Source organism: Microbacterium sp. MYb62 (genome assembly GCF_002979475.1).
Classification (GTDB): domain Bacteria; phylum Actinomycetota; class Actinomycetes; order Actinomycetales; family Microbacteriaceae; genus Microbacterium.
Map to the genome: position 1 here is coordinate 1 of NZ_PCOY01000019.1, position 20,237 is coordinate 20,237.

Below are 20,237 nucleotides of genomic sequence, written 5' to 3' on the forward strand. Positions count from 1 at the left end.
GGCCGGTTGGTGATCGTCGGGCTCGCCGCGAACCGGGCCAGCACCCGCCGGGTCACCTCGGGAGCGAGCATCCCGTCCCCCGCGGCGAGGGCACGGACGGCGGTGATCAGGTCTTCCGCGCCGGCGTTCTTGAGCAGGAAGCCGCTGGCTCCGGCATCCAGCGCCTGGTACAGGTAGTCGTCGCGGTCGAAGGTCGTGACGATCGCGATCGCCGCCTCGACCTCGGGGTCGGCGACGATACGCCTGGTCGCCTCGATGCCGTCCATGTCGGGCATCTGCACGTCCATCGTGATCACATCGGGGCGGAGCGCCGACGCCTTCGCCACGGCCTCGGCACCCGACGACGCCTCGCCGACGACGGTGATGTCGGGCTGGGTGTCGAGGATGGTGCGGAAGCCGGCGCGCAGCAGTGCATGGTCGTCGACGAGCAGCACGCAGATCGGTACGGTCATCGGAGCGGTCAACGGAGCACGCTCGATTCGCTCGAGAAGGGAAGCGGGACCCGGGCGCGCACCCGCAGCCCGCCGACGGATCGGGGCGTCACCTCGAGCGTGCCTCCGGAGGCCGCGGCGCGCTCCCGCATGCCCAGCTGGCCGAGTCCCGGACGCACCTGGCCGACCGTACGGCCGGTGTTCACGATCTCGACCTCGACCCCGTCGTCGTCGTAGCGCACGCGGACGTCGGCCGTGGCACCGGAGCCCGCATGCCGCCGCGCGTTCGTCAACGACTCCTGGGCGATGCGGTACAGGTTCACGGCGACGAGCGACGGCACGGGCACCGGGTCTCCGATCACGGCGTAGTCGGTCGGCAGACCGGCCTCGGTCGACGCCTCGGCGAGCTCGGAGATGTCGTCGAGGGCGAGCGTCGAGGCGGCATCGGTCGTCTCACCGCCCGGTGTGCGCAGCGTCTCCAGCAGCTGACGGAGCTCGTGGATCGCGTCGCGCGCCGACCCCTCGATCCCGGTGAGGATCCGTGCCGACTCCGCAGGGTCGCGTTCGAGCACGAGGCGCGCCGCCCCCGCCTGGACGCCCATGACAGACACATGGTGGGCGACGACGTCGTGCAGCTCGCGGGCGATGCGCACCCGATCGAGGGCGACGGCCTGCGCCGCCGTGACCTCGCGCTCGCGTTCCAACTCGGCCGTGCGCTGTTCGAGCACCGCGAGCTGCGCCGCAGCCGTCCAGGAGCGCTCGCCGAAGTAGTAGGCCCCGCCGAAGTAGAGCACGTTGAGCAGCAGCTGGATGAGCATGAACGCCACGTAGGGCGACATGGCCCCGGCGATGACGTCGGCCTTGTCGGCTTCGCGGATCGCATCGCGGTACATCGTGATCAGCAGCCACACGAACATGCCGACGATGATGCCGACGCGCACGACGACGGCGCGGCGACGGTTGTTCATCCAGGCGCCGACGGTGTAGATGGCGATGAACATCGCGATGTTGCCGACGTAGATCTCGGGGACGCGGATCGTCACCGCGGTGAAGTACGCGGCGACCACGACGATGGCGACGATCCCCGGCCAGCGGCGGCGGAATGCGAGCGGTGCGGTCGCGAAGACGGCGTACACGAGAGCGGTCCAGAGCGGGGCCTGATCGTCGCCGTAGATCTCCGCGATCGAGGAGAGTCCCGCGCTGAGGACGGACCCGACGAACAAGACGGCTGCGAGGACGAGATCGCTCCGCCGTTCGCGCTCGGTCGCAATGCGGGTGAACGGGGCAGCGGGCATCCCTCCACCGTAGGGCGGGGGCGACGGCGACGCATCCCCCGTGCGGCGGATCGGAAGGACGTGCGATGTGCCGTTGACAACCGTGCTTGTTTTTTGCAAGCTGGTTTCGAGGGGCTCACCGACCGATGGGTCCGCATCGATAGAGGAGTCATCATGACCAAGGTCTTCGTCAACCTGCCGACCAGCGATCTCGAGCGCGCCAAGGCGTTCTACAGCGCCCTCGGCTGCGAGATCAGCCCGCAGTTCACCGATGAGAACGCCGCGTGCGTCGTGTGGAGCGAGGACATCTACTTCATGGTCCTCAAGCGCGAGTTCTTCGCCACGTTCACCGACAAGCCGATCGCCGACCCGAACGAGGTCGCCCAGGTCTCGGTCGCCTTCAGCCAGGACTCGCGCGAGGACGTCGACGCGATCCTCGCGAAGGGCCTCGCCGCGGGTGGCGCCGAGCCGAAGCCCGCGCAGGACTACGGCTTCATGTACTCGCGCGACCTCGACGACCCGGACGGCAACTCGCTCGGCTTCCTCTACATGACCCCCGAGGCCGTCGAGAACGGCCCGGACCACGTGGCAGACACCGCCACGTCGGCCTGACATGGCGGCGCGCAGCTACGGCCAGTACTGCGGCGTGACGACGGCCGTCGAGCTGATCGGGGAACGGTGGGCGCTGCTCATCGTCCGTGATCTGCTCGTCGGTCCCCGTCGCTACACCGACCTCAAGCAGGGCCTGCCGCGCATTCCGACCAACATCCTGTCCACGCGTCTGAAGGATCTCCAGGAGGGCGGGGTCGTCCGGAGGGTGCCGCTGCTGAACTGCGGCCTCGTCTACGAGCTCACTCCCTACGGCCACTCGTTCGAGCCGATCATGCTCGCGCTCGGACGCTGGGGGTTCCAGGCGATGGGAGACCCGGAGGAGGGCGACGTCGTCACCGCGGATTCCCTCACGATGGCGCTGCGCACGGCTTTCCAGACGGATGCCGCCGCGGACGCCGAGTACGAGCTCCACGTCGGCGATGTCGCCCTCCGTGCATCCGTGCGGGACGGCGAGCTCCGAGTCGCGCAGATCGCACCCCCGGCCCCACCCGTCGGCGGGCGTCCTCCCCGCGGCGAACCCGATGCGGTGATCGTCGCGGGTCCCGGCATCCGTCGTCTGATCGGCGGCGACATCACACCGGCCGAGGCGCTCGCGCAGGATGTCGTCGCGGTCGTCCGCGGCGACGAATCACTGCTGGACTCGTTCGCCGACACCTTCCACATCACACGACTGACCGTAGGGAGCACGACATGAACAACCGCGCATCCGGTCGCATCCTGATCGATCTCTTCACCTCCCTCGACGGTGTCGCCCAGGGGCCGGGCGGCACCGAAGAGGACACCTCCGGCGGGTTCCGCTTCAGCGGCTGGCAGGCCGGATACCCCTCGTCCGGCGTCGGCCCCGAGATCGAGAAGGGCATGCGCGGACTCGATGCGCTGCTGCTCGGGAGACGCACGTACGACATCTTCGCCTCGTACTGGCCGCATCACACCGAGGGGGAGTCGGGCGACATCGGCACGCTCTTCAACCGCGTGCCGAAGTACGTCGCGACGCGGGATGCGGATCTCGCGCTCGACTGGGAGGGCAGCACCCGTGTCGGGGGAGACCTGGCCGCAGAGATCGCGGCGATGCGGACGGCTCACCGCGAGGTGCACGTGATCGGCAGCATCGACTTCGTCCACACGCTGCTCGCCGAGGGGCTCTTCGACGAGCTGAACCTCTGGGTGTATCCGCTGCTGCTCGGCGCGGGCAAGAAGGTCTTCGACGACGGTGCGCTGCCGTCGGTGCTGCGCCTGCTGCAGCCACCGGTCACCGACGAGGCGGGCGTGACCCTGCTCCGGTATGGGCGGACGGATCGCGTGCCGGAGGTCGGGACGTTCGACTGACCACGGGAGGCAGGGTCATCGAGTGAGGTGACGCGGGTCGTGGGGTGAAGACGAGTCCGTGGAACGGTCCACCGTCAGCGCTAGATTCTTTCCATGACGATGACGAAGCGATTCGCGATCTTCGGGTCCATCGGGCTCATCGCTCTTGTCGGCGTGGTGGTTCTCGGCGTCGTCGTGATCGTGCCGGCGATCACGAAAGCACCAGGGCCAGGAGATCAGTTCGCGTATCCGATCGGTTGGCAGCTCTCTCGGCAACCTGATGCGGAGAACACGGCGACCGCAAGGATCACCCTCAACGAAGACGGGACCGCCGAGTTCGCAGGAACATCGATGGGACGAGTCGAAAGGTCACCTGACGGGCGATCCTGTGTGTCCGAACCCGAGGAAGCCGTCTCGGGGGCAGGCAGTTGGGAGATGGATCAGGACGGAGCACTCCGCGTCCGCAGTGATGTCGGTGAAGCGGTCTTCCTTCCCGGGCAGGGGCGCTTCTCGGGTCGCGACTGGTCTGAGTTGAGCGGGCCGTTCTGCGATGGGACCTCTGCTGATTTCAGTCCCACCGCGGCGACGCGGTGAGCACGGCCCAGGGTGCGTCGCTGAGGAGAGCAACGGCATCGAGGATGACATGACACGAACGGCGGATGCTCGGATGGAGGTTCGCAATTGAAGAAGAGAACCGGTCGATCAGTGCGCCTCGCCGCGCCGTGCGGGATGCCCAGCGCGTCGCGATGACGTGAGTGACCGAGGCTTGGCGCTCAGTGACACAAGGGAACTCACCCCTGCGGCGACCCTCAGCCGAGCAGCCGCTCGATCACCTGCGCCACGCCGTCGTCGTCGTTCGAGGCGGTCGTCTCGTCGGCCGCTTCCTGAACGAGCGGTTCGGCGGCGGCCATGGCGACTCCATGCCCTGCCCAGCGGAGCATCTCGACGTCGTTGAGCGCATCGCCGAAGGCCACGACGTCGGCGCGGTCGATGCCGAGGCGGTCGCAGAGGCGGGCGAGGCCGGTGGCCTTGGTGACGCCTTCTGCCATGACCTCGACGAAGGGTGCGCCGGAGAGTGTCGCCTCGAAGCCGGTGAGCCCGAGCGCGCGGACGGTGTCGAAGAGAGCGGCCGGGGCGAGCTCGGGGTGACGGATCACGAACTTCAGGCTGGGGGCCGACAGCACCTGCTCCAGAGGCACGCCGCCCATCGTCCGGGGGTCGCGTTTGTGGTCGGCGAGAGCGGCGATCGCGGCGTAGCCGTCTTGCGCCACGAACGTCTCGCCGGCGTCGCGCACGCTGGCGAACAGCAGGCCGGGGATGCTGGCACGCAGGGCCTCGGCGAGCGAGCGGATCGTGTCGGCGGGAAGCTCTTCGGCGAACAGCATCCGCCCGTCGTCGAGGCGCACCGCATAGGCGCCGTTGCTGCACAGCGCCCAGCCATCGAACCCGGCGTCGGCCGCGATCGCACGCAGACCGATCGGCTGGCGGGCTGTGACCGGGACGACATGGATATCGCGCGCGCGGGCTGCGTCGAGAGCCGCGCGCGTGCGCGGGGTGACGGCGGAAGTCGAGTCGAGAAGGGTGCCGTCGAGGTCGGTGGCGATCAGCCGGACACTCACGAGATCGGCGTTCAGGAGAAGATCATCGGCAAGTCGTCGTCGTCATCGGCGCCGCCCGTCCCCAGGCGGCGGCCGTCGAGGTCGACGACCACCGGGACGTGGTCGCTGGGCTGCTCGCCCTTGCGCTCGTCGCGGTGGATGGAGGCGCCCGTCACGGCCTCGGCCAGCGTGCGCGACCCCAGGACGAAGTCGATGCGGATGCCCTCGTTGCGCGGGAACTTGAGGCGCTGGTAATCCCAGTACGTGTATCCCTCGGGCAGCAACGGTCGCACGACGTCGGTGACCCCCGCGTCCTGGAACGCGAAGAACGCGTCGCGCTCCTGCGGGGACACGTGCGTGGACCGGCCGACCACGATGTCGGGGTCGCCGTTGTCGTGGTCGAACGGGATGATGTTGAAGTCGCCCACCAGGGCGAGAGGGAGGTCGGGGTTCGCCGACAGCTCGGCGGCCGTCGACTTCTTCAGCTGCTCCAGCCAGTGCAGCTTGTACGCGTAGTGCGGGTCTTCCAGCGAGCGGCCGTTCGGCACGTACAGGCTCCACACCCGCACCCCGTCGACCATCACGCCGAGCGCACGGGCCTCGAGCGGCGCATCCGGACCCTCATGCCCCTTCGCGAAGCCCGGCATCCCGTCGAAGGCCGTGCGCACGTCGGTGATCGGCAGGCGGCTCGCGATCGCGACGCCGTTCCACTGGTTCAAGCCGTGCACCTCGACGTGGTACCCGGCCTCTTCGAACGGTCCGTAGGGGAACTGCTCGGGCTTGCATTTGATCTCCTGCATCGCCAGCACGTCGATGTCCTCACGGACGGCGAATTCGACGGTGCGGGCGACACGGGTGCGGATGGAGTTGACGTTCCAGGTGGCCAAGCGCATGCGTCCAGCCTAGGCGTTGCCTCCTACACTGGATGCCGTGACCGCACTCGACGCAGACCGCCAGACACTCCTCGACCTCATCACGGACGAGGCGGTGTTCCACGGTGATTTCACGCTCTCCAGCGGCAAGAAGGCGACGTACTACGTCGACATGCGCAAGCTCACGCTCGACCACCGGGCCGCACCCGCGATCGGCCGCATCATGCTCGACCTGATCGGCGACCTCGATGTCGTGGCCGTCGGAGGCCTCACGCTCGGCGCCGACCCGATCGCGAACTCCGTGCTGCACGCCTCGGTGGCGACCGATCGCCCGCTCGATGCGTTCGTCGTGCGCAAGGAGCCGAAGGACCACGGCCGCGGCCGACAGATCGAAGGGGCAGACGTCAAGGGCAAGCGCGTCGTCGTGCTCGAAGACACCTCGACCACCGGCCAGTCGGCGCTCAAGGCCGTCGAGGCCCTGCGCAAGGAAGGCGCCGAGATCGTCGCGGTCGCCGTGATCGTCGACCGCAAGACCGGGGCGCAGGCCGCGATCGAAGCCGAGGGACTCGAATGGCGTGCCGCCTTCGACCTCGATGACCTCGGGCTCGCCCCCCAGTGACCGGCTACGCGCTCGCCGTCGACGTCGGCGGCACGAAGATGGAGGCCGCGCTCGTCGCAGAAGACGGGATGCTCCTCGACGGCAGCCGCAGTCGGCAGGCCACCGGCCGCGAAGCAACGGTCGCGTCGTTGAACGCCGCGGTCGTCGCGATCGTCGAGCACGCGCTCGCCGCACTTCCCGCCGACGCCGACCTGGTCGGTGCCGGAGTCGGCAGCGCCGGACCCATCGACCGCACCGTCGGTGCGATCATGCCGGTCAACATGCCTCTGGCGCGGGGTTTCGGCCTCGAGGCGGCCGTCCGCGCCGCGGCCTCGGCCGTGCTCGGGCGCGACGTGCCGACGATCCTCGGTCATGACGGCGGCGCGCTCGCGCTCGCGGAGTCCTGGCTCGGCGCCACGCAGGGGGCAGGAGCTTCGCTGTCGATCGTCGTGTCCACGGGAGTCGGTGGCGGCTTCGTCGCGGACGGCGCGTACATCCCGGGTGCCACCGGCAACGCCGGGCACCTCGGCCAGGTGCGTCGCGAGGGCGGGCTGACGCTCGAGGAGATCGCGTCGGGACCCGCGAGCGCCGCCTGGGCGCAACAGCAGGGGTGGACCGGCGCGACCGGCGAGGATCTCGCCCGGGATGCCGCCGCCGGCGATGCCATCGCACGAGCGGCGATCGAGCGGTCGGCACGTGCGGTCGGGGAGGCGCTCGCGGACGCCGCGACCCTCGTCGACCTCGACGTGGTGGCGATCGGCGGCGGGTTCTCCCGGGTGTCGGCGGACTACATCGAGCTCGTGCAGCAGGCGCTCACCGCGAGTGCCGTCCACGAATACTCCCGCCGCACACGCGTCGTGCGTTCGGGGCTCGGCGACGAGGGACCTCTCATCGGCGCAGCTGCTCTCGTGCTGCGGTAGGTCTTCGGGGCGCGTCGTTCCGGGACGCTGCTCAGCGGCTCGTGGTGAGCAGGCGTCGCGGCGGCCCTTCGAGGCGCGCGACGGAGATCTTGAGGTCGGTGACGTCGGCGGCGACCGCGTCGATGCGGGAGCTGAGCTTCTCGTCGACCGCGTCGATGCGGGAGCTGAGCTTCTCGTCGACGGCGTCGATGCGGTCGTCGATGCGGTGGATCATCCACGCGCCGGCGGCGAAGAGACTGGTGCCGAGGGTGAGGACGATCCCGATGGCGCTGAGGATGATGGTGAGGGTCTCCGTGGTCATGGCCTCAGCTTCTTCCCGTGGTGAGCAGGCGCCGCGGCGGCCCTTCGAGGCGCGCGACGGAGATCTTGAGGTCGGTGACGTCGGCAGCGACCGCGTCGATCCGGCGGACCATCCACGCGGCGCCGACGAAGACGCTCGTGCCGAGCGTCACGACGACACCGACGGCGCTGATGATGATCGCGAAAACCTCCGTGGACACGCGTGCTCTCCTTGCTCGGATGGGTGTGTCGACGACGTTACGCCGCACGGGCCGGTGTGTGCGCCGGTATTCCGGCATCTGTGAAGAGGTCGCCGGCGTCGCGAGGTGCGGAGGAGATGTCGGCTCGACGTCCACGTCGAGCGGGAGTGCCACGGCGAACAGCCGGGCCTGCACCCTGCGCCCCCTGCGTCACACCCCTGCCGTCCGCCCGCGGCGCACCGCGTCGAACGTGTCACGCAGCGCCTCCATCGAGCGGTCGTAGTTCGACTGGGCGACGCCGATGAAGATGCAGTCGACCACCATCAGCTGCGCGATCCGGCTGCCCAGTGCGCCGGAGCGGAAACCGGTCTCGCGGGCAGCCGTGGTCAGCACGATGTCGGCCTGATCGGCGAGCGGCGCGCCGGCGTGGTTCGTGATCGCGATCGTGGTCGCCCCGGCCTCTCGCGCGAGCAGCAGGAACTCGATCGTGTCGGTGGTCGCACCGCTGTGGGACACCGCGATCGCGACGTTGCCGGGGCCGAGCGTCGCCGCCGAGGTCCAGGCGGCGTGCGGGTCCGACCATTCCAGCGCCGTGCGTCCGATGCGGGTGAGTTTGCGCTGCAGGTCGAGGCCGACGATGGCGCTGGCCCCGACGCCGAAGATGTCGACCCTGGTCGACGAGGTGATCGCCTCGACGGATGCCCGCAGCGCCTCGGTGTCGAGCACTTTGGCGGTGTCGGCGAGGGACAGGGTTTCCGCGAGCGAGACCTTCGCGACGATGTCGGCGAGGGTGTCGTCGCTGTCGATGTCTCCCGACACGGCAGGGAGGGCCGCCGTGTCGAACGTCTCGCGCTCCACCTCGCGCAGTACGTGGTTGCGCAGCTCGCGCACGTGCTCGTAGCCGAGGCGCTTGCAGAATCGCACGACCGAGGTGGTCGAGGTGTCGCAGCGCCGGGCGAGCTCGGCGATCGAGAGTCCTGCCGTTCCCGCCGGATCTGCGAGGAAGAGGTCGGCGATGCGCTGCTCGCTCGGTCGCAGCTCGGGGCGGACCGCGCGCATGCGGACGAGCACGGGGTGCGCGCCGACGGTGTCACGGACGGCTTCACGGGGCATAGGGCGGTCTCCGATCGATGTCTCATACACTAGAGGAACGTCTGTTACATCAGAAGTGATGGACGGGTACTTTTGATACACGCCTGACCGGCGATGTCGAGAAGGCATCAGGAAGCGGTGACCATGGAGGACCTCGGCGGGCTGGCCACAGAGGCCAGCGATCCCCGCTATGCGGAGCTCGATCTGATGAGCGTCGCCGAGCTGGCGCAGACGATGAACGAGGCGGATGCCACGGTGCCGGCCGCCGTGCAGCGCGCACTCGGGCAGATCGTCCCGGCGATCGAGGCGACGGCCGCACGCATGGCTCAGGGCGGGCGCCTGGTCTACGTCGGCGCGGGAACCCCCGGCCGCATCGGCGTGCTCGACGCCTCGGAGTGCCCACCCACGTTCAGCACCCCGCCCGAGCTCGTGTTCGCGATCATGGCCGGAGGCCCCGGAGCGATCGTGAACCCGGTCGAAGGCGCCGAGGACGACGCGGATGCCGGAGCGGCAGCCATCGACGCGGCGGCCATCGGCCCGCTCGACACCGTGGTCGGCATCGCCTCGAGCGGACGCACGCCCTATGTGATCGCCGCCGTCCGCCGGGCGCGGGAGCGCGGTGCTCTCAGCGTCGGACTGTCGTGCAACCTCGGGACCGCGCTCAGCGCGGTGGCCGAGCACGGGATCGAGGTCGAGGTCGGGCCGGAGGTGCTCTCCGGCTCGACGCGGCTCAAGTCGGGCACCGCCCAGAAGCTCGTGCTGAACATGTTCTCGACCATCTCGATGGTGCGGGGCGGCAAGGCCTACGGCAACCTCATGGTCGATGTGAAGGCCACGAACCACAAGCTGCGCGAGCGGGCGATCCGGATGGTGCAGACCATCGCGGATGCCGACCGTGACGCGGCGGTGGCCGCGCTGGAGACGGCTTCCTACGACGTGAAGCTCGCGTCGATCATGATCCGCCGCAGCGAGGACCTCGCTGCGGCCACCGCACGACTGGCCGCCGGCGACGGTCGCCTGCGCACCGCACTGGAGGAGAACTGATGCGCGTCCTCGGACTGATCTCCGGCACCTCGCACGACGGGATCGACGCCGCCGTCGTCGACTTCACGACCAGCGGTGGATTCACGGCCCACGGTGTGGATCTGCACGGCACGGTGCTCGCGGCGACGAGTGTGCCGTATGCCCCCGAGCTGCGGGCGCGGCTGATCGCCGCCCTCCCGCCGGCGCAGACGACGCTCGCCGAGGTCGCAGAGCTCGACACCCTCATCGGGCAGGCCTTCGCCGAGGTCGCGGCCGACATCGCCGCCGAGGTCGGCGGCGTCGACGCGGTCTGCTCGCACGGCCAGACCGTGTACCACTGGGTCGACGGCGCGCACGCGCGGGGAACCCTGCAGATCGGGCAGCCCGCCTGGATCGCCGAGAAGGTCGGTGCTCCGGTGGTGTCCGACATCCGCATCCGTGACATCACGGTCGGTGGCCACGGCGCCCCGCTGGTGTCGTTCCTCGACGAGCTGCTGCTGCGCTCGCGCGCCGGGATCTCTGCGGCATTGAACCTCGGCGGCATCTCGAACATGACGGTGGTGCGGCAGGGTGGCCTGGTCGCGTACGACATCGGCCCCGCGAACGCGCTCGTCGACGCGGTCGTCGTGGAGCACGGCCTCCACCCGCTCGGCTACGACGACGACGCCGCGATCGCCCGCACCGGACAGGTCGACGAGGCGCTGCTGGCGGCACTGCTCGACGACCCGTACTACGCCCTCACCCCGCCCAAGAGCACCGGCAAGGAGCACTTCCACCTCGGCTACGTGCACGAGCACCTGGCCGCACAGGGCCGGGAGATCGAGGTCGCCGACATCGTGCGCACCCTCACCGAGCTCACCGTGCGCACGGTCGCGCGTGACGTGGAAGCCGCCGGCATCGGGTTCCTCGCCGTGTCGGGCGGCGGGTGCCGCAACCCGCTGATCCTCGATGGACTGCGCGCCGCGCTGCCGGGGACCGAGGTCGTGCTGGCCGACGAGCTGGGCGCCGCTGCGGACAGCAAAGAGGCGATCCTCCTCGCGCTGATCGGCTGGTCGACGATGCACGGTGTTCCCGCGATCGTCCCCGGCGGCACCGGTGCGCGTGAGCCGCGCATCCTGGGGACGATCACCCCCGGGGCCGGCCCGCTGCAGATGCCCGAGCCGGTCGTGGCGATCGAGACCCTGGTGCTGACCGAGGCCCCCTGACCGGGATTCCGGCGTCCGCGGGCTCAGCGCTTGCGGTCGTCGTCGTCCCAGGGGCCCTCCCACCAGCCCGCGCGGCCGTCGTCCGAGCCGCCGCGCCCTCGGCGGGAGCGCACGAACTGCACGATGAACACGGTCAGCGAGCTGAGCAGGATCAGGAAGACGACGAGGAACAGCAGGTCGTTCTGATTCATGGGCGCTTCCCCTCCGCGGCATCCGCCACGATCTTCGCGATGCGCGCCGACCGGGTCTCCGGGCGCTTGGCCATCGCGATGTGCGTGAGCCCGAACTTCTTGACCGACTTCGGGAACGCATCCCAGTTCTCGCGCGCGGCGGGGACGGCGTCGAGCGCAGCCGAGAACTCGGCGGGCTCGATCCCGGCCTCGGGGCCGTCGAGCACGGTCCAGGAGCCGTTCGCCTTGGCGACCTCCAGCACCCGGATGCCGGCGGGGGCGAGCAGTCCCGCCGCTTCGAGCTCGGCGATGCGCGCCTTGTTCGTCGCCGCCCAGCCGCTGCCGGGACGACGGGGAGAGAACCACTGTCCGTTGGCGCGTCCGTCCGTCCCGTCGTTGAACACGCGCACGGGTCCGTCGATCCAGCCGAAGCAGAGCGCCTGTCGCACGGCATCCTCGTAACCGACACCGTCGGAATCGCCCCGAACGCTCAGCAGCCAGACGCCCGCAGCCCGCTCGTGGTTCTCCTCGAGCCACGCGCGCCAGGCCGCAGCATCCGCTGCCCTGAGCCGCTCGCCGTCGTCCAGTGCGCCCATGGGCTACTTCTTGGTCTTCACCGTCGTGATCGTCTCGGTGATCCGCGGCAACAGGTCGGCCACGGACTGCACGATCTCGTCGGGGCGGAACGGGTACTTCTCGATCTCGGCCTGGTCGCTGATGCCGGTGAGCACGAGCACGGTGTGCAGCCCCGCTTCGATGCCGGCGACGACGTCGGTGTCCATGCGGTCGCCGATCATGCCGGTGCGCTTCGAGTGTGCGCCGATCTTGTTCAGCGCCGAACGGAACATCATCGGGTTCGGCTTGCCGACGACGTAGGGCTCCTTGCCGGTGGCCTTCGTGATGAGCGCGGCGATCGCACCGGTGGCCGGCAGCGGCCCGTCGGTGCTCGGGCCCGTGGCATCCGGGTTCGTGACGATGAAGCGCGCGCCGCCGATGATGAGGCGGATCGCCTTCGTGATCGCCTCGAAGGAGTAGTTGCGCGTCTCGCCGACGACCACGAAATCGGGGTTCGTCTCGGTCATGATGAAGCCCGCGTCATGCAGGGCGGTGAGGATGCCGGCTTCGCCGATCACGAAGGCCGAACCGCCGGGGAGCTGCTGCTTCAGGAAGTCGGCGGTCGCGAGAGCCGAGGTCCAGATGTGCTCCTCCGGCACGTGCAGTCCGCTGATGCGGAGGCGCGCAGACAGGTCGCGCGCGGTGAAGATCGAGTTGTTGGTGAGCACCAGATAGGGGATGCCCGCCTTCTCCCACCCGGCGAGCAGCTCGGATGCTCCGGGGATGGCGTCGTTCTCGTGGACGAGCACGCCGTCCATGTCGGTGAGCCAGCATTCGATGTCGTCACGTTGTGCCATGTGCACAGCCTAGAGGCCGCAGGCGACGCGCACCTGACCGTGTCGGCGCCGCGTCAGGCGCTGAGCCAGACGACCTGCGCCGCCCCGTCGGGCAACGCCGATCCGAGGCCGTCGATCTCGACCCCGGATGCCCTGACGGTCACGGTCGAGGCGACCGCGAGGCCCAGCGCATCGAGGGCGCGCAGCAGCTCCGGATCGCGGTCGTCCACCCGGAGCACGCGGCCCGTGTGGCCGTCGGGTGCATCAGCCAGCAGGACGAAGGGAACGCGCTCGATGTGGCCGTCGGCGTCGGGGATCGCGTCGCCGTGCGGGTCGAAGCGAGGGCGGCCCAGGCGCGCGTCGATGCCCTCCAGCAGCCGGTCGCTGATGGTGTGCTCGAGCACCTCGGCCTCGTCGTGCACCTCGTCCCACCCGTAGTCGAACTCCTGCACCAGCCAGGTCTCGATCAGGCGGTGCCGGCGCACCATCGCGAGCGCGCGGACCGTGCCGGCGTCCGTCAGCCGCACCGCGCCGTAGGGCACGTGCGAGACGAGGCCGGCGGCGGCGAGCTTCTTCACCATCTCGGTCACCGAGGACGGCGCGATGCCGAGCTTCGCGGCGAGCACCGACGGGGTGATCGGTGCGTCCTGCCACTCGGTGTGCGCGTAGACGGTTTTCAGATAGTCGTCAGCTGCCGGGGATGCCACCGCTCCAGCTTAGGTCAGGCGTTCGCCACGGCCACCAGGATGCCGAACGCGGCCTGGCCGGCGAAGAACACCACGAGGAAGCCGAGGAGGGCGGCGGCCAGAGAGAGCCGGCCGTCGAACCCCTCGATCTCGGCGATGCCGATCTTGCGGGCCCGGAACGCGAGCACGAGAGTGGCGACGCCCAGTGCGAGCTGCACCCAGGGGCTGGCGAGGTCGATGACCTTCGGGAACGCGATCAGCACACCGCCGATGATGCCGGTCGCGAAGCCGATCCACGTCAGGATGCGGACGTTGCGGCGGGCGTTCTCGGCGGACATGTGTCGAGCCTATCCGGGCTCACGCTCCCGTCAGCACCAGCCACAGCAGGGCGCCGTTGAGCGCGATCAGCAGCACGGAGGCCAGGACCCCGGCCGCCGTCGTCCACCGTCGGTTGACCCAGGCACCGAGGGTGCGACGCTGTGCGGTGAGCACGACCAGCGGGATCAGCGCGAACGGGATGCCGAACGACAGCACCACCTGGCTGAGGACCAGGGCGAGTGTGGGGTCGAAGCCGATCCCGAGGATCACGAGCGCGGGGATCAGGGTCACCAGTCGACGAGCGAGCAGCGGGATGCGCACGTGCAGCAGGCCGTGCATGATCTCCGCCCCGGCGTACGCGCCCACCGAGGTCGATGCCAGACCCGAGGCGAGCAGTCCGACGGCGAAGAAGGTCGCGACGACCGGCCCGAGGCCTGCGGCGAGAGCGGCATGGGCGCCCTCCAGCGAATCGGTGCCCTCGACGCCGGCGAGGTTCGCGGCGGCGAGCAGCAGGATGCAGAGGTTCACGGACCCGGCGATCACCATGGCGATCGAGACGTCCCAGCGGGTGGCCGTGAGGAGTCGGCGGATGCGCGAGGTCTCGGTGCGCAGGGCCTCGTCGCCGGCGTGCGCGGTCGTGGCGCCGAAGCGGTCGCGAGCGAGGGAGGAGTGTGCGTAGATCGCGTGCGGCATGATCGTCGCGCCGAGGATGGACGCGGCCAGCAGGACCGAGCCGGTGTCCTCGAAACGCGGAACCATCCCGCCGAGAACTCCCGCCGGGTCCGGTGGGGCGACGAACACTCCCGCGACGAATCCGATCGTGATGATCGCCATGAGCCCGATGATCACGAACTCGAACGGACGGGCGCCCCGGCGGCTCTGCACGGTGAGCAGGATCATCGAGACCGCGCCGGTGATGAGACCGCCCAGCAGCAGTGGCACGTCGAACAGCAGGTTCAGGGCGACGGCGCCGCCGATGACCTCCGCGAGGTCGGTCGCCATCGCGACGAGCTCGGCCTGCAGCCAGTAGGCGCGACGGGCCCAGGGTCGCGTCAGCCGTGCGCCCAACAGCTCGGGAAGACTCCGCCCGGTGACGACGCCCAACTTCGCCGAGAGGTATTGGATCAGCCACGCCATCACGTTGCCGGCGAGCACCACCCACACCAGCAGGTAGCCGTACTGCGCCCCCGCGGTCATGTTGCTGGCGACGTTGCCGGGATCGAGGTAGGCGACGCCGGCGACGAGCGCCGGTCCGAGCAGCCAGAGACTGCGGGGTGCGGTCGCCGGGGTCGCGTGGCGGACCGTCACCGGGAGCGAGGAATTTTTAGGCACACCGAAACCGTAGCGTATTTTTCGGCACACCTAAATATCCTGGGGTGACATTTCTTCCCTGCGTCGACCGCCCGTCCTGCGCGCCGACGCGCACGGTGCAGGCCGACACGCCAGATGTCGGCCATGGTGTGCTCGCGAGTCCGACATCTGGCGTGTCGGCATGCAGAAAGCGGCGGCGATAGCCTGGCGGGATGGATGATGCCGCGCCGGAGAGCCCGAACCCCGAGGCCCCGGCGGCCTCAAGGAGCCTGCGCCCTGAAGCCCCGGCGGCCTCAAGGAGCCCGAACCCCGAAGCCCCGGCGGCCTCAAGGAGCCTGGGTCCTGCCACGACGAGCCCTGCCGCGACGGGCCCTGCCGCGACGGGCCCGGGATCGAGCACCCAGCCCGGCTACGGCGTCGGCCCCTGGCCCGGGGGAGAGGATGCCTGGCCCGAGGGGGACCAGTACGACCGGGAACTCCTCGCTGTCGGCGACACCCGCAACGTGATCGACCGCTACCGCTACTGGCGGATGGAGGCGATCGTCGCGGATCTCGACACCCAGCGGCATCCGTTCCACGTCGCCATCGAGAACTGGCAGCACGACATGAACATCGGGTCGATCGTGCGCAGTGCCAACGCGTTCCTCGCCGACACCGTGCACATCATCGGTCGCCGCCGCTGGAACAAGCGCGGTGCCATGGTCACCGACCGGTACCAGCACGTCGTGCATCACGAAGACGTCGAGGCGTTCGCGGCGTGGGCCGACGCCGAGGGGCTGCCGATCATCGCGGTCGACAATGTCGACGGCGCCGTCCCCGTCGACAAGGCGGATCTCCCGCAACGCTGCGTCCTGCTGTTCGGCCAGGAGGGGCCGGGGCTGTCGGCCGAAGCGCTCGCCGCGGCGTCCGCCCACATCGAGATCACCCAGTACGGGTCGACGCGCTCGATCAACGCCAGCGCCGCCGCCGCCGTGATCATGTACGAGTGGTGCCGCAGATACGCGCGCTGACGCTGCAGGTGCCTCTCGACAGGCGGTGACCGCGGGCGTAGCGTGAGTGCCGATCGAGGAGGCCGACATGGCAGGCGTCACACCCATCCGTCCGTATCTGTGGTTCGTCGACACCGCGCAGGAGGCGATGGACTACTACGTCTCGGTGTTCCCGAATTCGTCGATCGACAGTGTGACCTTCTATCCGGATGAGAACCTCAGCACGCATTTCGAGGGGATGTCGGGGAAGATCATCAACGGCGAGTTCACTCTGAACGGCACGCGGTTCGGCTGCATCGACGGAGGACCGGCGTTCGCCTTCAACGAGGCGATCTCCTTCGTGATCGAGTGCGCCGACCAGGCGGAGATCGACCACTACTGGGCGGCGCTCTCGGCGGTGCCGGATTCCGAGGCGTGCGGCTGGTGCAAGGACCGGTTCGGTGTCAGTTGGCAGGTGGTCCCCGCCGGCCTCGACCTGCTGCAGCAGCGGCCGGAGCAGATCCAGACGCTGATGCACATGAAGAAGATCGTGATCTCGGAGCTCGAGAACGCCTGATCCCGCACCTCCGCCCCCGCAGCCGAGCGCTTCCGCAAGGGTCAGCCGCGGTCGATGCCGAACAGGTGACGCGAGATCGCGTTGACGTCGCGATCCAGATGGTCGATGCGCCCGTGGAGGGCGCGGATATCGGTTCGTGCGCTTTCGATTCCGCTGCCGAACTCCGCCCGCATACCTTCGAAGCCGTTCTGCATCGATCGCAGGAGCATCGTCGACATGAGCGTCATCGTGCCGAACATCCCGGCGGCGAACACGCCGATCAGTGTCCAGACCTGTGGTTCCGTCATCCCCAGCATCCCTTCAGTGTCCCCCGATCATCGCCGATGGCGCCAGGTTCGGCGGCCTAGTATTCCGCGGAATCCGGCTGTTGTGAGGAAGTCGCTTCCTGCCGAGTCGGTGCAGTTTCAGATGCGGCCCGGCGATGCGTCGTCGACCGCGCCTCTCAGCTCAATCGAGCGGCGATCGTGATCTCGTCGTCGACCGTGATGCGCACGTCGTGCAGGCGCGGACCGGAGTCGCCGATGCCGAGGCTCTCGTTCAGGTCGTGGGTGCGTCCGATCTCGGCGCGGATCGTCTTGCGTGCCGTCCGCAGCGCGAGGGCGATCAGCGGGTTGCCGCTGCTCACCTGCACGTCGCGCACGGTGACGATGCCGTCGGGGTGCACGCCGATGCGGGCCATCGCGCGCGCGGAGGCGGGGACGACCCGCCAGCGGACGCTCGCCGCACCATCGACGCGGATGCCGTCGGCTCCGTCCGGCGCGACGGTCACCGTGAGTCGTCGCAGACGCACGCCACCGGCCCTCAGCGCGGGGCGGAGGACGGCGGTCAGCAGCGGGGTCAGATCCGACGCCGCCAGCGACGCCAGGAACGAGCCGCGCATCCCGGCTCCGTCTCCGGCGATCTCGATACCGAATCGACTCTCCGGCCGGCCGGCGACGGCGGGCGCCGCATGAACGAGCCATTCGATCGGGGCGTCGTGCACCTGGGCGTCGACCACGAGCGGAATGCCCTCGACGCGGACGGGCTGCGCGGTCAGTCGTATCCTGCGGGCGGTTCCCGTCCGACGGCGCAGAACCGCGGGGGTCGGCGAGGGGACGGATGCGGACGGGACGGATGCGGACGGGACGGATGAGGACGGGACGGATGCGCCCTGTTTCGGGGCGCGCACACGGAGTCCCACCGCGCTCGCGTCGAGCGTCAGATGCTCCAGGTCGTCCCCGTCGAGCTCGCACGAGACGCGCACGTCGTCGAGTCCGCGCACCTCGATCTCCGACTCGTCGGGGCGGAGCGAGGCTCGCATCCATCGGGTGACGGTGGCGGCATCCCCCGGCCACTCCTGATCTTCCCGCCAGGTCGTCGTCGTCATGCGGCAGCTCCCACCCAGCGTCCCGATCGCACGCGCCAGCCGAGAGTGCCGAGCCGCGCGAGCAGGTAGATGCCGAAGAACGCGACGGCGAGCCAGATGAGGCCGGCCGTGCCGTCGACGCCCGTGGCGGCGATGATCCACAGCGCGGGCAGGAACGGCACCAGGTTCAGACCGCCGGCGATCGCGAGGTACCGCGCGTCGTTCGCGCCCATGAGCACCCCGTCGAGGACGAACACGACGCCGGCGATCGGCTGGGCGATCGCGAGGACGAGCAGCGCCGGCTGCACGAGGGCTGCGATCTCCGCGGAGCCCGTGAACACGATGCCGAGCACGCCCGACAGGGCGGCGATCAAACCCCCGACGATCACGCCGAACCAGGCGCCCCAGGCGACGGTGCGGGCCAGCACGCGGTGCACCTGCTGTTCGTCGCCGGCTCCCAGCTCCTTGCCGATGAGCGCCTGCGCCGCGATCGCGAGTGCGTCGAGCGCGAAGGCCGCGGCCGAGAAGATCGTGAACACGATCTGCCATCCCGCAAGCTCCTCGGTGCCGATGCCGGTGGCGACCCCGACGGTCGCGAGCAGGGCCACACGCAGGCTCACGGTGCGCAGGAAGAGCCATCCACCCGAGGTCGCGGTGCTGCGGATCCCGGCCCGCTGGGCACGCAGCGATGCGCTGTGGCGGGTGGCCAGGCGGCGGACCACCAGCACGTAGGCGGCGACCATGCCCCACTGGGCGGTCACGGTGCCGGCGGCGGAACCCGCGATGCCCCAGCCGAATCCGTAGATGAACAGCCAGTTGAGCAGGGCGTTGACGCCGAAGCCGAGCCCCGCGATCCACAGCGGCGTCATGGTGTCCTGCATGCCGCGCAGCAGTCCGGTCGCCGCGAAGACGATGAGCATCGCCGGCAGTCCCCACATCGAGATGACCAGATACTCGTTCGCCTGCGCGGCCACGGCGTCGCTCGCACCGAACAACGACACGAGCCACGGCGACGAGACGGCGCCGACCACGGCGAGCACGGCGCCGAGCCCCAGCGCCAGCCACATCCCGTTGACGCCGACGGACACGGCCTCGCCCGGCTGCCCCGCACCGAAACGACGGGCGACCGCCGGAGTGGTCGAGTAGGCGAGGAAGACCATGAGCCCGACGATGGTCTGCAGCACGGCGCCGGCGATGCCGAGCCCGGCGAGCGGCGTCGTGCCGAGGTGCCCGACCAGCGCCGCATCCACGATCAGGAACGCGGGTTCTGCGATGAGCGCGCCGAGTGCGGGGACGGCGAGGCGCAGGATCTCTCGGTTGAGGGAGGCGCGCGCGATCATCCTCCGAGCCTATGACCTCGTGCCGACCTCGCCGCTCCGTCTGCCGGGTGCCGGAGCCTGCGACGGGTGCCGGACGTGGGGATCGGGGGCCCGTCGTAGTGTGGAGGGGAACTCGATGCCACGGAGGTGCATCATGACCGATCCCAGGGAAGCGGCGGCACGATACCTGGCCGCGCAGCAGCAGGATCAGAACGCGGACGGCGACGAGGAGTCGGGGACACCGCCCGGGATCGCCGCGGCCGTCGATCGCGCCGCCTTCATCGAGACGGCCATCCAGGTGGCGATCCGCCGCGGCGAGTTCGACGATCTGCCCGGTGCCGGCAAGCCCCTCGAGGGCCTCGGCACCCACCACGACCCGGACTGGTGGATCCGCCGCAAGATCGAGACCGAGAACCTGACCGGTCTCGGACCACCCGCCATCTTGCTGCGCACCGAGGACCAGGAGCTGAACGATCAGCTCGACCTGCTCGGCCGGGAGTCGGATGTGCGGGATGTGCTTGACGACTTCAACCGCCGTGTGCGGGAGGCGCGACGTCAGCTCCAGGGCGGCCCTCCCGTGGTGACCGAGCCGCGCGACGTCGACGTCGAGGTCGCCGCGTGGGCGGAGCGCCGAGCCGCGCGGCCGATCGCCCCGCCGGTCGAGCAGCAGCGGCGACGGCGCTTCGGGATACGTCGCCGGGGCTGACCGGTACCCGGAGCCGTGCGATCCGCCGCGATCCTCC

General features: G+C 69.8%; 26 protein-coding genes. 10 read left to right on the forward strand and 16 right to left on the reverse strand.

All coding sequences use genetic code 11. From position 1 onward, the window contains the following. Both CQ042_RS15670 and CQ042_RS15675 read right to left on the reverse strand, forming a co-directional pair. Positions 1 to 452: response regulator transcription factor (locus CQ042_RS15670; RefSeq protein ID WP_146115416.1), on the reverse strand; the 452-nt coding region annotated here is incomplete at its 3' end. Positions 453 to 460: 8 nt separating this feature from the next. Continuing rightward, entirely contained in the window at positions 461 to 1,726 is a 1,266-nt protein-coding gene (locus tag CQ042_RS15675; protein WP_105671387.1) for a sensor histidine kinase, read from the reverse strand. A 153-nt stretch (positions 1,727 to 1,879) separates the two neighbouring features. Between CQ042_RS15675 and CQ042_RS15680 the strand changes: the two genes are divergently transcribed. The 3 genes from CQ042_RS15680 to CQ042_RS15690 are packed head-to-tail and all read left to right on the forward strand — an operon-like array spanning position 1,880 to position 3,643. Continuing rightward, positions 1,880 to 2,317: a VOC family protein gene (locus CQ042_RS15680; protein WP_181157596.1), complete on the forward strand. Its 438-nt coding sequence runs from the start codon at positions 1,880 to 1,882 to the stop codon at positions 2,315 to 2,317. Between the two features lies 1 nt (position 2,318). After that, a complete protein-coding gene (locus tag CQ042_RS15685) occupies positions 2,319 to 3,011 on the forward strand; it encodes a helix-turn-helix domain-containing protein (RefSeq protein WP_105671388.1) in 693 nt (230 codons plus the stop codon). Then, the gene (locus CQ042_RS15690; protein WP_105671389.1) at positions 3,008 to 3,643 is read left to right on the forward strand and encodes a dihydrofolate reductase family protein; all 636 of its coding nucleotides are present in this window, start codon (positions 3,008 to 3,010) and stop codon (positions 3,641 to 3,643) included. Before CQ042_RS15685 ends, CQ042_RS15690 begins: the two co-directional genes overlap by 4 nt. 788 nt (positions 3,644 to 4,431) lie before the next feature. On the opposite strand, the gene CQ042_RS15700 is transcribed toward CQ042_RS15690, so the two are convergent. Together CQ042_RS15700 and CQ042_RS15705 are read right to left on the reverse strand one after the other, a co-directional pair. After that, positions 4,432 to 5,241, reverse strand: coding sequence for a Cof-type HAD-IIB family hydrolase (locus tag CQ042_RS15700; RefSeq protein ID WP_105671391.1), 810 nt, complete (start codon positions 5,239 to 5,241; stop codon positions 4,432 to 4,434). 11 nt (positions 5,242 to 5,252) lie between these two features. Further along, a complete protein-coding gene (locus tag CQ042_RS15705) occupies positions 5,253 to 6,113 on the reverse strand; it encodes an exodeoxyribonuclease III (protein WP_105671392.1) in 861 nt (286 codons plus the stop codon). Between the two features lie 37 nt (positions 6,114 to 6,150). On the opposite strand from CQ042_RS15705, the gene pyrE reads away from it, so the two are divergent. Next, entirely contained in the window at positions 6,151 to 6,711 is a 561-nt protein-coding gene (gene pyrE, locus CQ042_RS15710; RefSeq protein ID WP_105671393.1) for an orotate phosphoribosyltransferase, read from the forward strand. Further along, positions 6,708 to 7,610 carry an ROK family protein gene (locus tag CQ042_RS15715; protein WP_105671394.1) on the forward strand — a complete coding sequence of 301 codons (903 nt, stop codon included), beginning with the start codon at positions 6,708 to 6,710 and terminating at the stop codon, positions 7,608 to 7,610. Before pyrE ends, CQ042_RS15715 begins: the two co-directional genes overlap by 4 nt. Before the next feature lie 31 nt (positions 7,611 to 7,641). Here CQ042_RS15715 and CQ042_RS15720 read toward each other — a convergent pair whose 3' ends face one another. The 3 genes from CQ042_RS15720 to CQ042_RS15730 all read right to left on the reverse strand — a co-directional run bounded on the left by CQ042_RS15720 (position 7,642) and on the right by CQ042_RS15730 (position 9,202). Continuing rightward, positions 7,642 to 7,911, reverse strand: a complete 270-nt coding sequence (locus tag CQ042_RS15720; RefSeq protein WP_105671395.1) for a hypothetical protein — start codon at positions 7,909 to 7,911, stop codon at positions 7,642 to 7,644. Positions 7,912 to 7,915: 4 nt separating this feature from the next. Then, entirely contained in the window at positions 7,916 to 8,110 is a 195-nt protein-coding gene (locus CQ042_RS15725) for a hypothetical protein (protein ID WP_105671396.1), read from the reverse strand. A 189-nt stretch (positions 8,111 to 8,299) separates the two neighbouring features. Continuing rightward, complete coding sequence (locus CQ042_RS15730) at positions 8,300 to 9,202, reverse strand: MurR/RpiR family transcriptional regulator (protein WP_105671397.1); 903 nt, start codon at positions 9,200 to 9,202, stop codon at positions 8,300 to 8,302. Between the two features lie 123 nt (positions 9,203 to 9,325). Here CQ042_RS15730 and murQ point away from each other — a divergent pair, with 123 nt between their 5' ends. Together murQ and CQ042_RS15740 are read left to right on the forward strand one after the other, a co-directional pair. Beyond that, positions 9,326 to 10,225, forward strand: a complete 900-nt coding sequence (murQ, locus tag CQ042_RS15735; RefSeq protein WP_258132281.1) for an N-acetylmuramic acid 6-phosphate etherase — start codon at positions 9,326 to 9,328, stop codon at positions 10,223 to 10,225. Further along, positions 10,225 to 11,409, forward strand: a complete 1,185-nt coding sequence (locus tag CQ042_RS15740) for an anhydro-N-acetylmuramic acid kinase (RefSeq protein WP_105671399.1) — start codon at positions 10,225 to 10,227, stop codon at positions 11,407 to 11,409. Before murQ ends, CQ042_RS15740 begins: the two co-directional genes overlap by 1 nt. Positions 11,410 to 11,432: 23 nt before the next feature. Here the strand turns inward: CQ042_RS15740 and CQ042_RS20530 are convergent, their stop codons facing one another. The 6 genes from CQ042_RS20530 to CQ042_RS15765 are packed head-to-tail and all read right to left on the reverse strand — an operon-like array spanning position 11,433 to position 15,306. Further along, the gene (locus tag CQ042_RS20530; RefSeq protein WP_165875499.1) at positions 11,433 to 11,600 is read right to left on the reverse strand and encodes a hypothetical protein; all 168 of its coding nucleotides are present in this window, start codon (positions 11,598 to 11,600) and stop codon (positions 11,433 to 11,435) included. After that, positions 11,597 to 12,175: a YdeI family protein gene (locus CQ042_RS15745; RefSeq protein ID WP_105671400.1), complete on the reverse strand. Its 579-nt coding sequence runs from the start codon at positions 12,173 to 12,175 to the stop codon at positions 11,597 to 11,599. Before CQ042_RS15745 ends, CQ042_RS20530 begins: the two co-directional genes overlap by 4 nt. Positions 12,176 to 12,178: 3 nt before the next feature. Continuing rightward, a complete protein-coding gene (locus CQ042_RS15750) occupies positions 12,179 to 12,991 on the reverse strand; it encodes an HAD-IIA family hydrolase (RefSeq protein ID WP_105671401.1) in 813 nt (270 codons plus the stop codon). A gap of 53 nt (positions 12,992 to 13,044) precedes the next feature. Beyond that, positions 13,045 to 13,677: a metal-dependent transcriptional regulator gene (locus CQ042_RS15755; protein WP_105671402.1), complete on the reverse strand. Its 633-nt coding sequence runs from the start codon at positions 13,675 to 13,677 to the stop codon at positions 13,045 to 13,047. Positions 13,678 to 13,691: 14 nt separating this feature from the next. After that, positions 13,692 to 13,994: a hypothetical protein gene (locus CQ042_RS15760; protein WP_105671403.1), complete on the reverse strand. Its 303-nt coding sequence runs from the start codon at positions 13,992 to 13,994 to the stop codon at positions 13,692 to 13,694. Between the two features lie 19 nt (positions 13,995 to 14,013). Further along, positions 14,014 to 15,306, reverse strand: a complete 1,293-nt coding sequence (locus CQ042_RS15765; protein WP_374954474.1) for an Nramp family divalent metal transporter — start codon at positions 15,304 to 15,306, stop codon at positions 14,014 to 14,016. Between the two features lie 191 nt (positions 15,307 to 15,497). Between CQ042_RS15765 and CQ042_RS15770 the strand changes: the two genes are divergently transcribed. Then, the gene (locus tag CQ042_RS15770; protein WP_258132276.1) at positions 15,498 to 16,295 is read left to right on the forward strand and encodes a TrmH family RNA methyltransferase; all 798 of its coding nucleotides are present in this window, start codon (positions 15,498 to 15,500) and stop codon (positions 16,293 to 16,295) included. 67 nt (positions 16,296 to 16,362) lie between these two features. After that, on the forward strand, positions 16,363 to 16,830 hold the full coding sequence (locus CQ042_RS15775; RefSeq protein ID WP_105671405.1) for a VOC family protein: 468 nt from the start codon (positions 16,363 to 16,365) through the stop codon (positions 16,828 to 16,830). Between the two features lie 41 nt (positions 16,831 to 16,871). Here CQ042_RS15775 and CQ042_RS15780 read toward each other — a convergent pair whose 3' ends face one another. The 3 genes from CQ042_RS15780 to CQ042_RS15790 form a co-directional block, all read right to left on the reverse strand. After that, the gene (locus tag CQ042_RS15780) at positions 16,872 to 17,117 is read right to left on the reverse strand and encodes a hypothetical protein (RefSeq protein WP_105671406.1); all 246 of its coding nucleotides are present in this window, start codon (positions 17,115 to 17,117) and stop codon (positions 16,872 to 16,874) included. A gap of 155 nt (positions 17,118 to 17,272) precedes the next feature. Further along, on the reverse strand, positions 17,273 to 18,196 hold the full coding sequence (locus CQ042_RS15785) for a hypothetical protein (protein ID WP_105671407.1): 924 nt from the start codon (positions 18,194 to 18,196) through the stop codon (positions 17,273 to 17,275). Beyond that, positions 18,193 to 19,515, reverse strand: a complete 1,323-nt coding sequence (locus CQ042_RS15790) for an MATE family efflux transporter (RefSeq protein ID WP_181157597.1) — start codon at positions 19,513 to 19,515, stop codon at positions 18,193 to 18,195. Before CQ042_RS15790 ends, CQ042_RS15785 begins: the two co-directional genes overlap by 4 nt. 133 nt (positions 19,516 to 19,648) lie before the next feature. On the opposite strand from CQ042_RS15790, the gene CQ042_RS15795 reads away from it, so the two are divergent. Further along, the gene (locus CQ042_RS15795) at positions 19,649 to 20,200 is read left to right on the forward strand and encodes a DUF1992 domain-containing protein (protein WP_258132277.1); all 552 of its coding nucleotides are present in this window, start codon (positions 19,649 to 19,651) and stop codon (positions 20,198 to 20,200) included. The last annotated feature ends 37 nt before the right edge of the window (positions 20,201 to 20,237 follow it).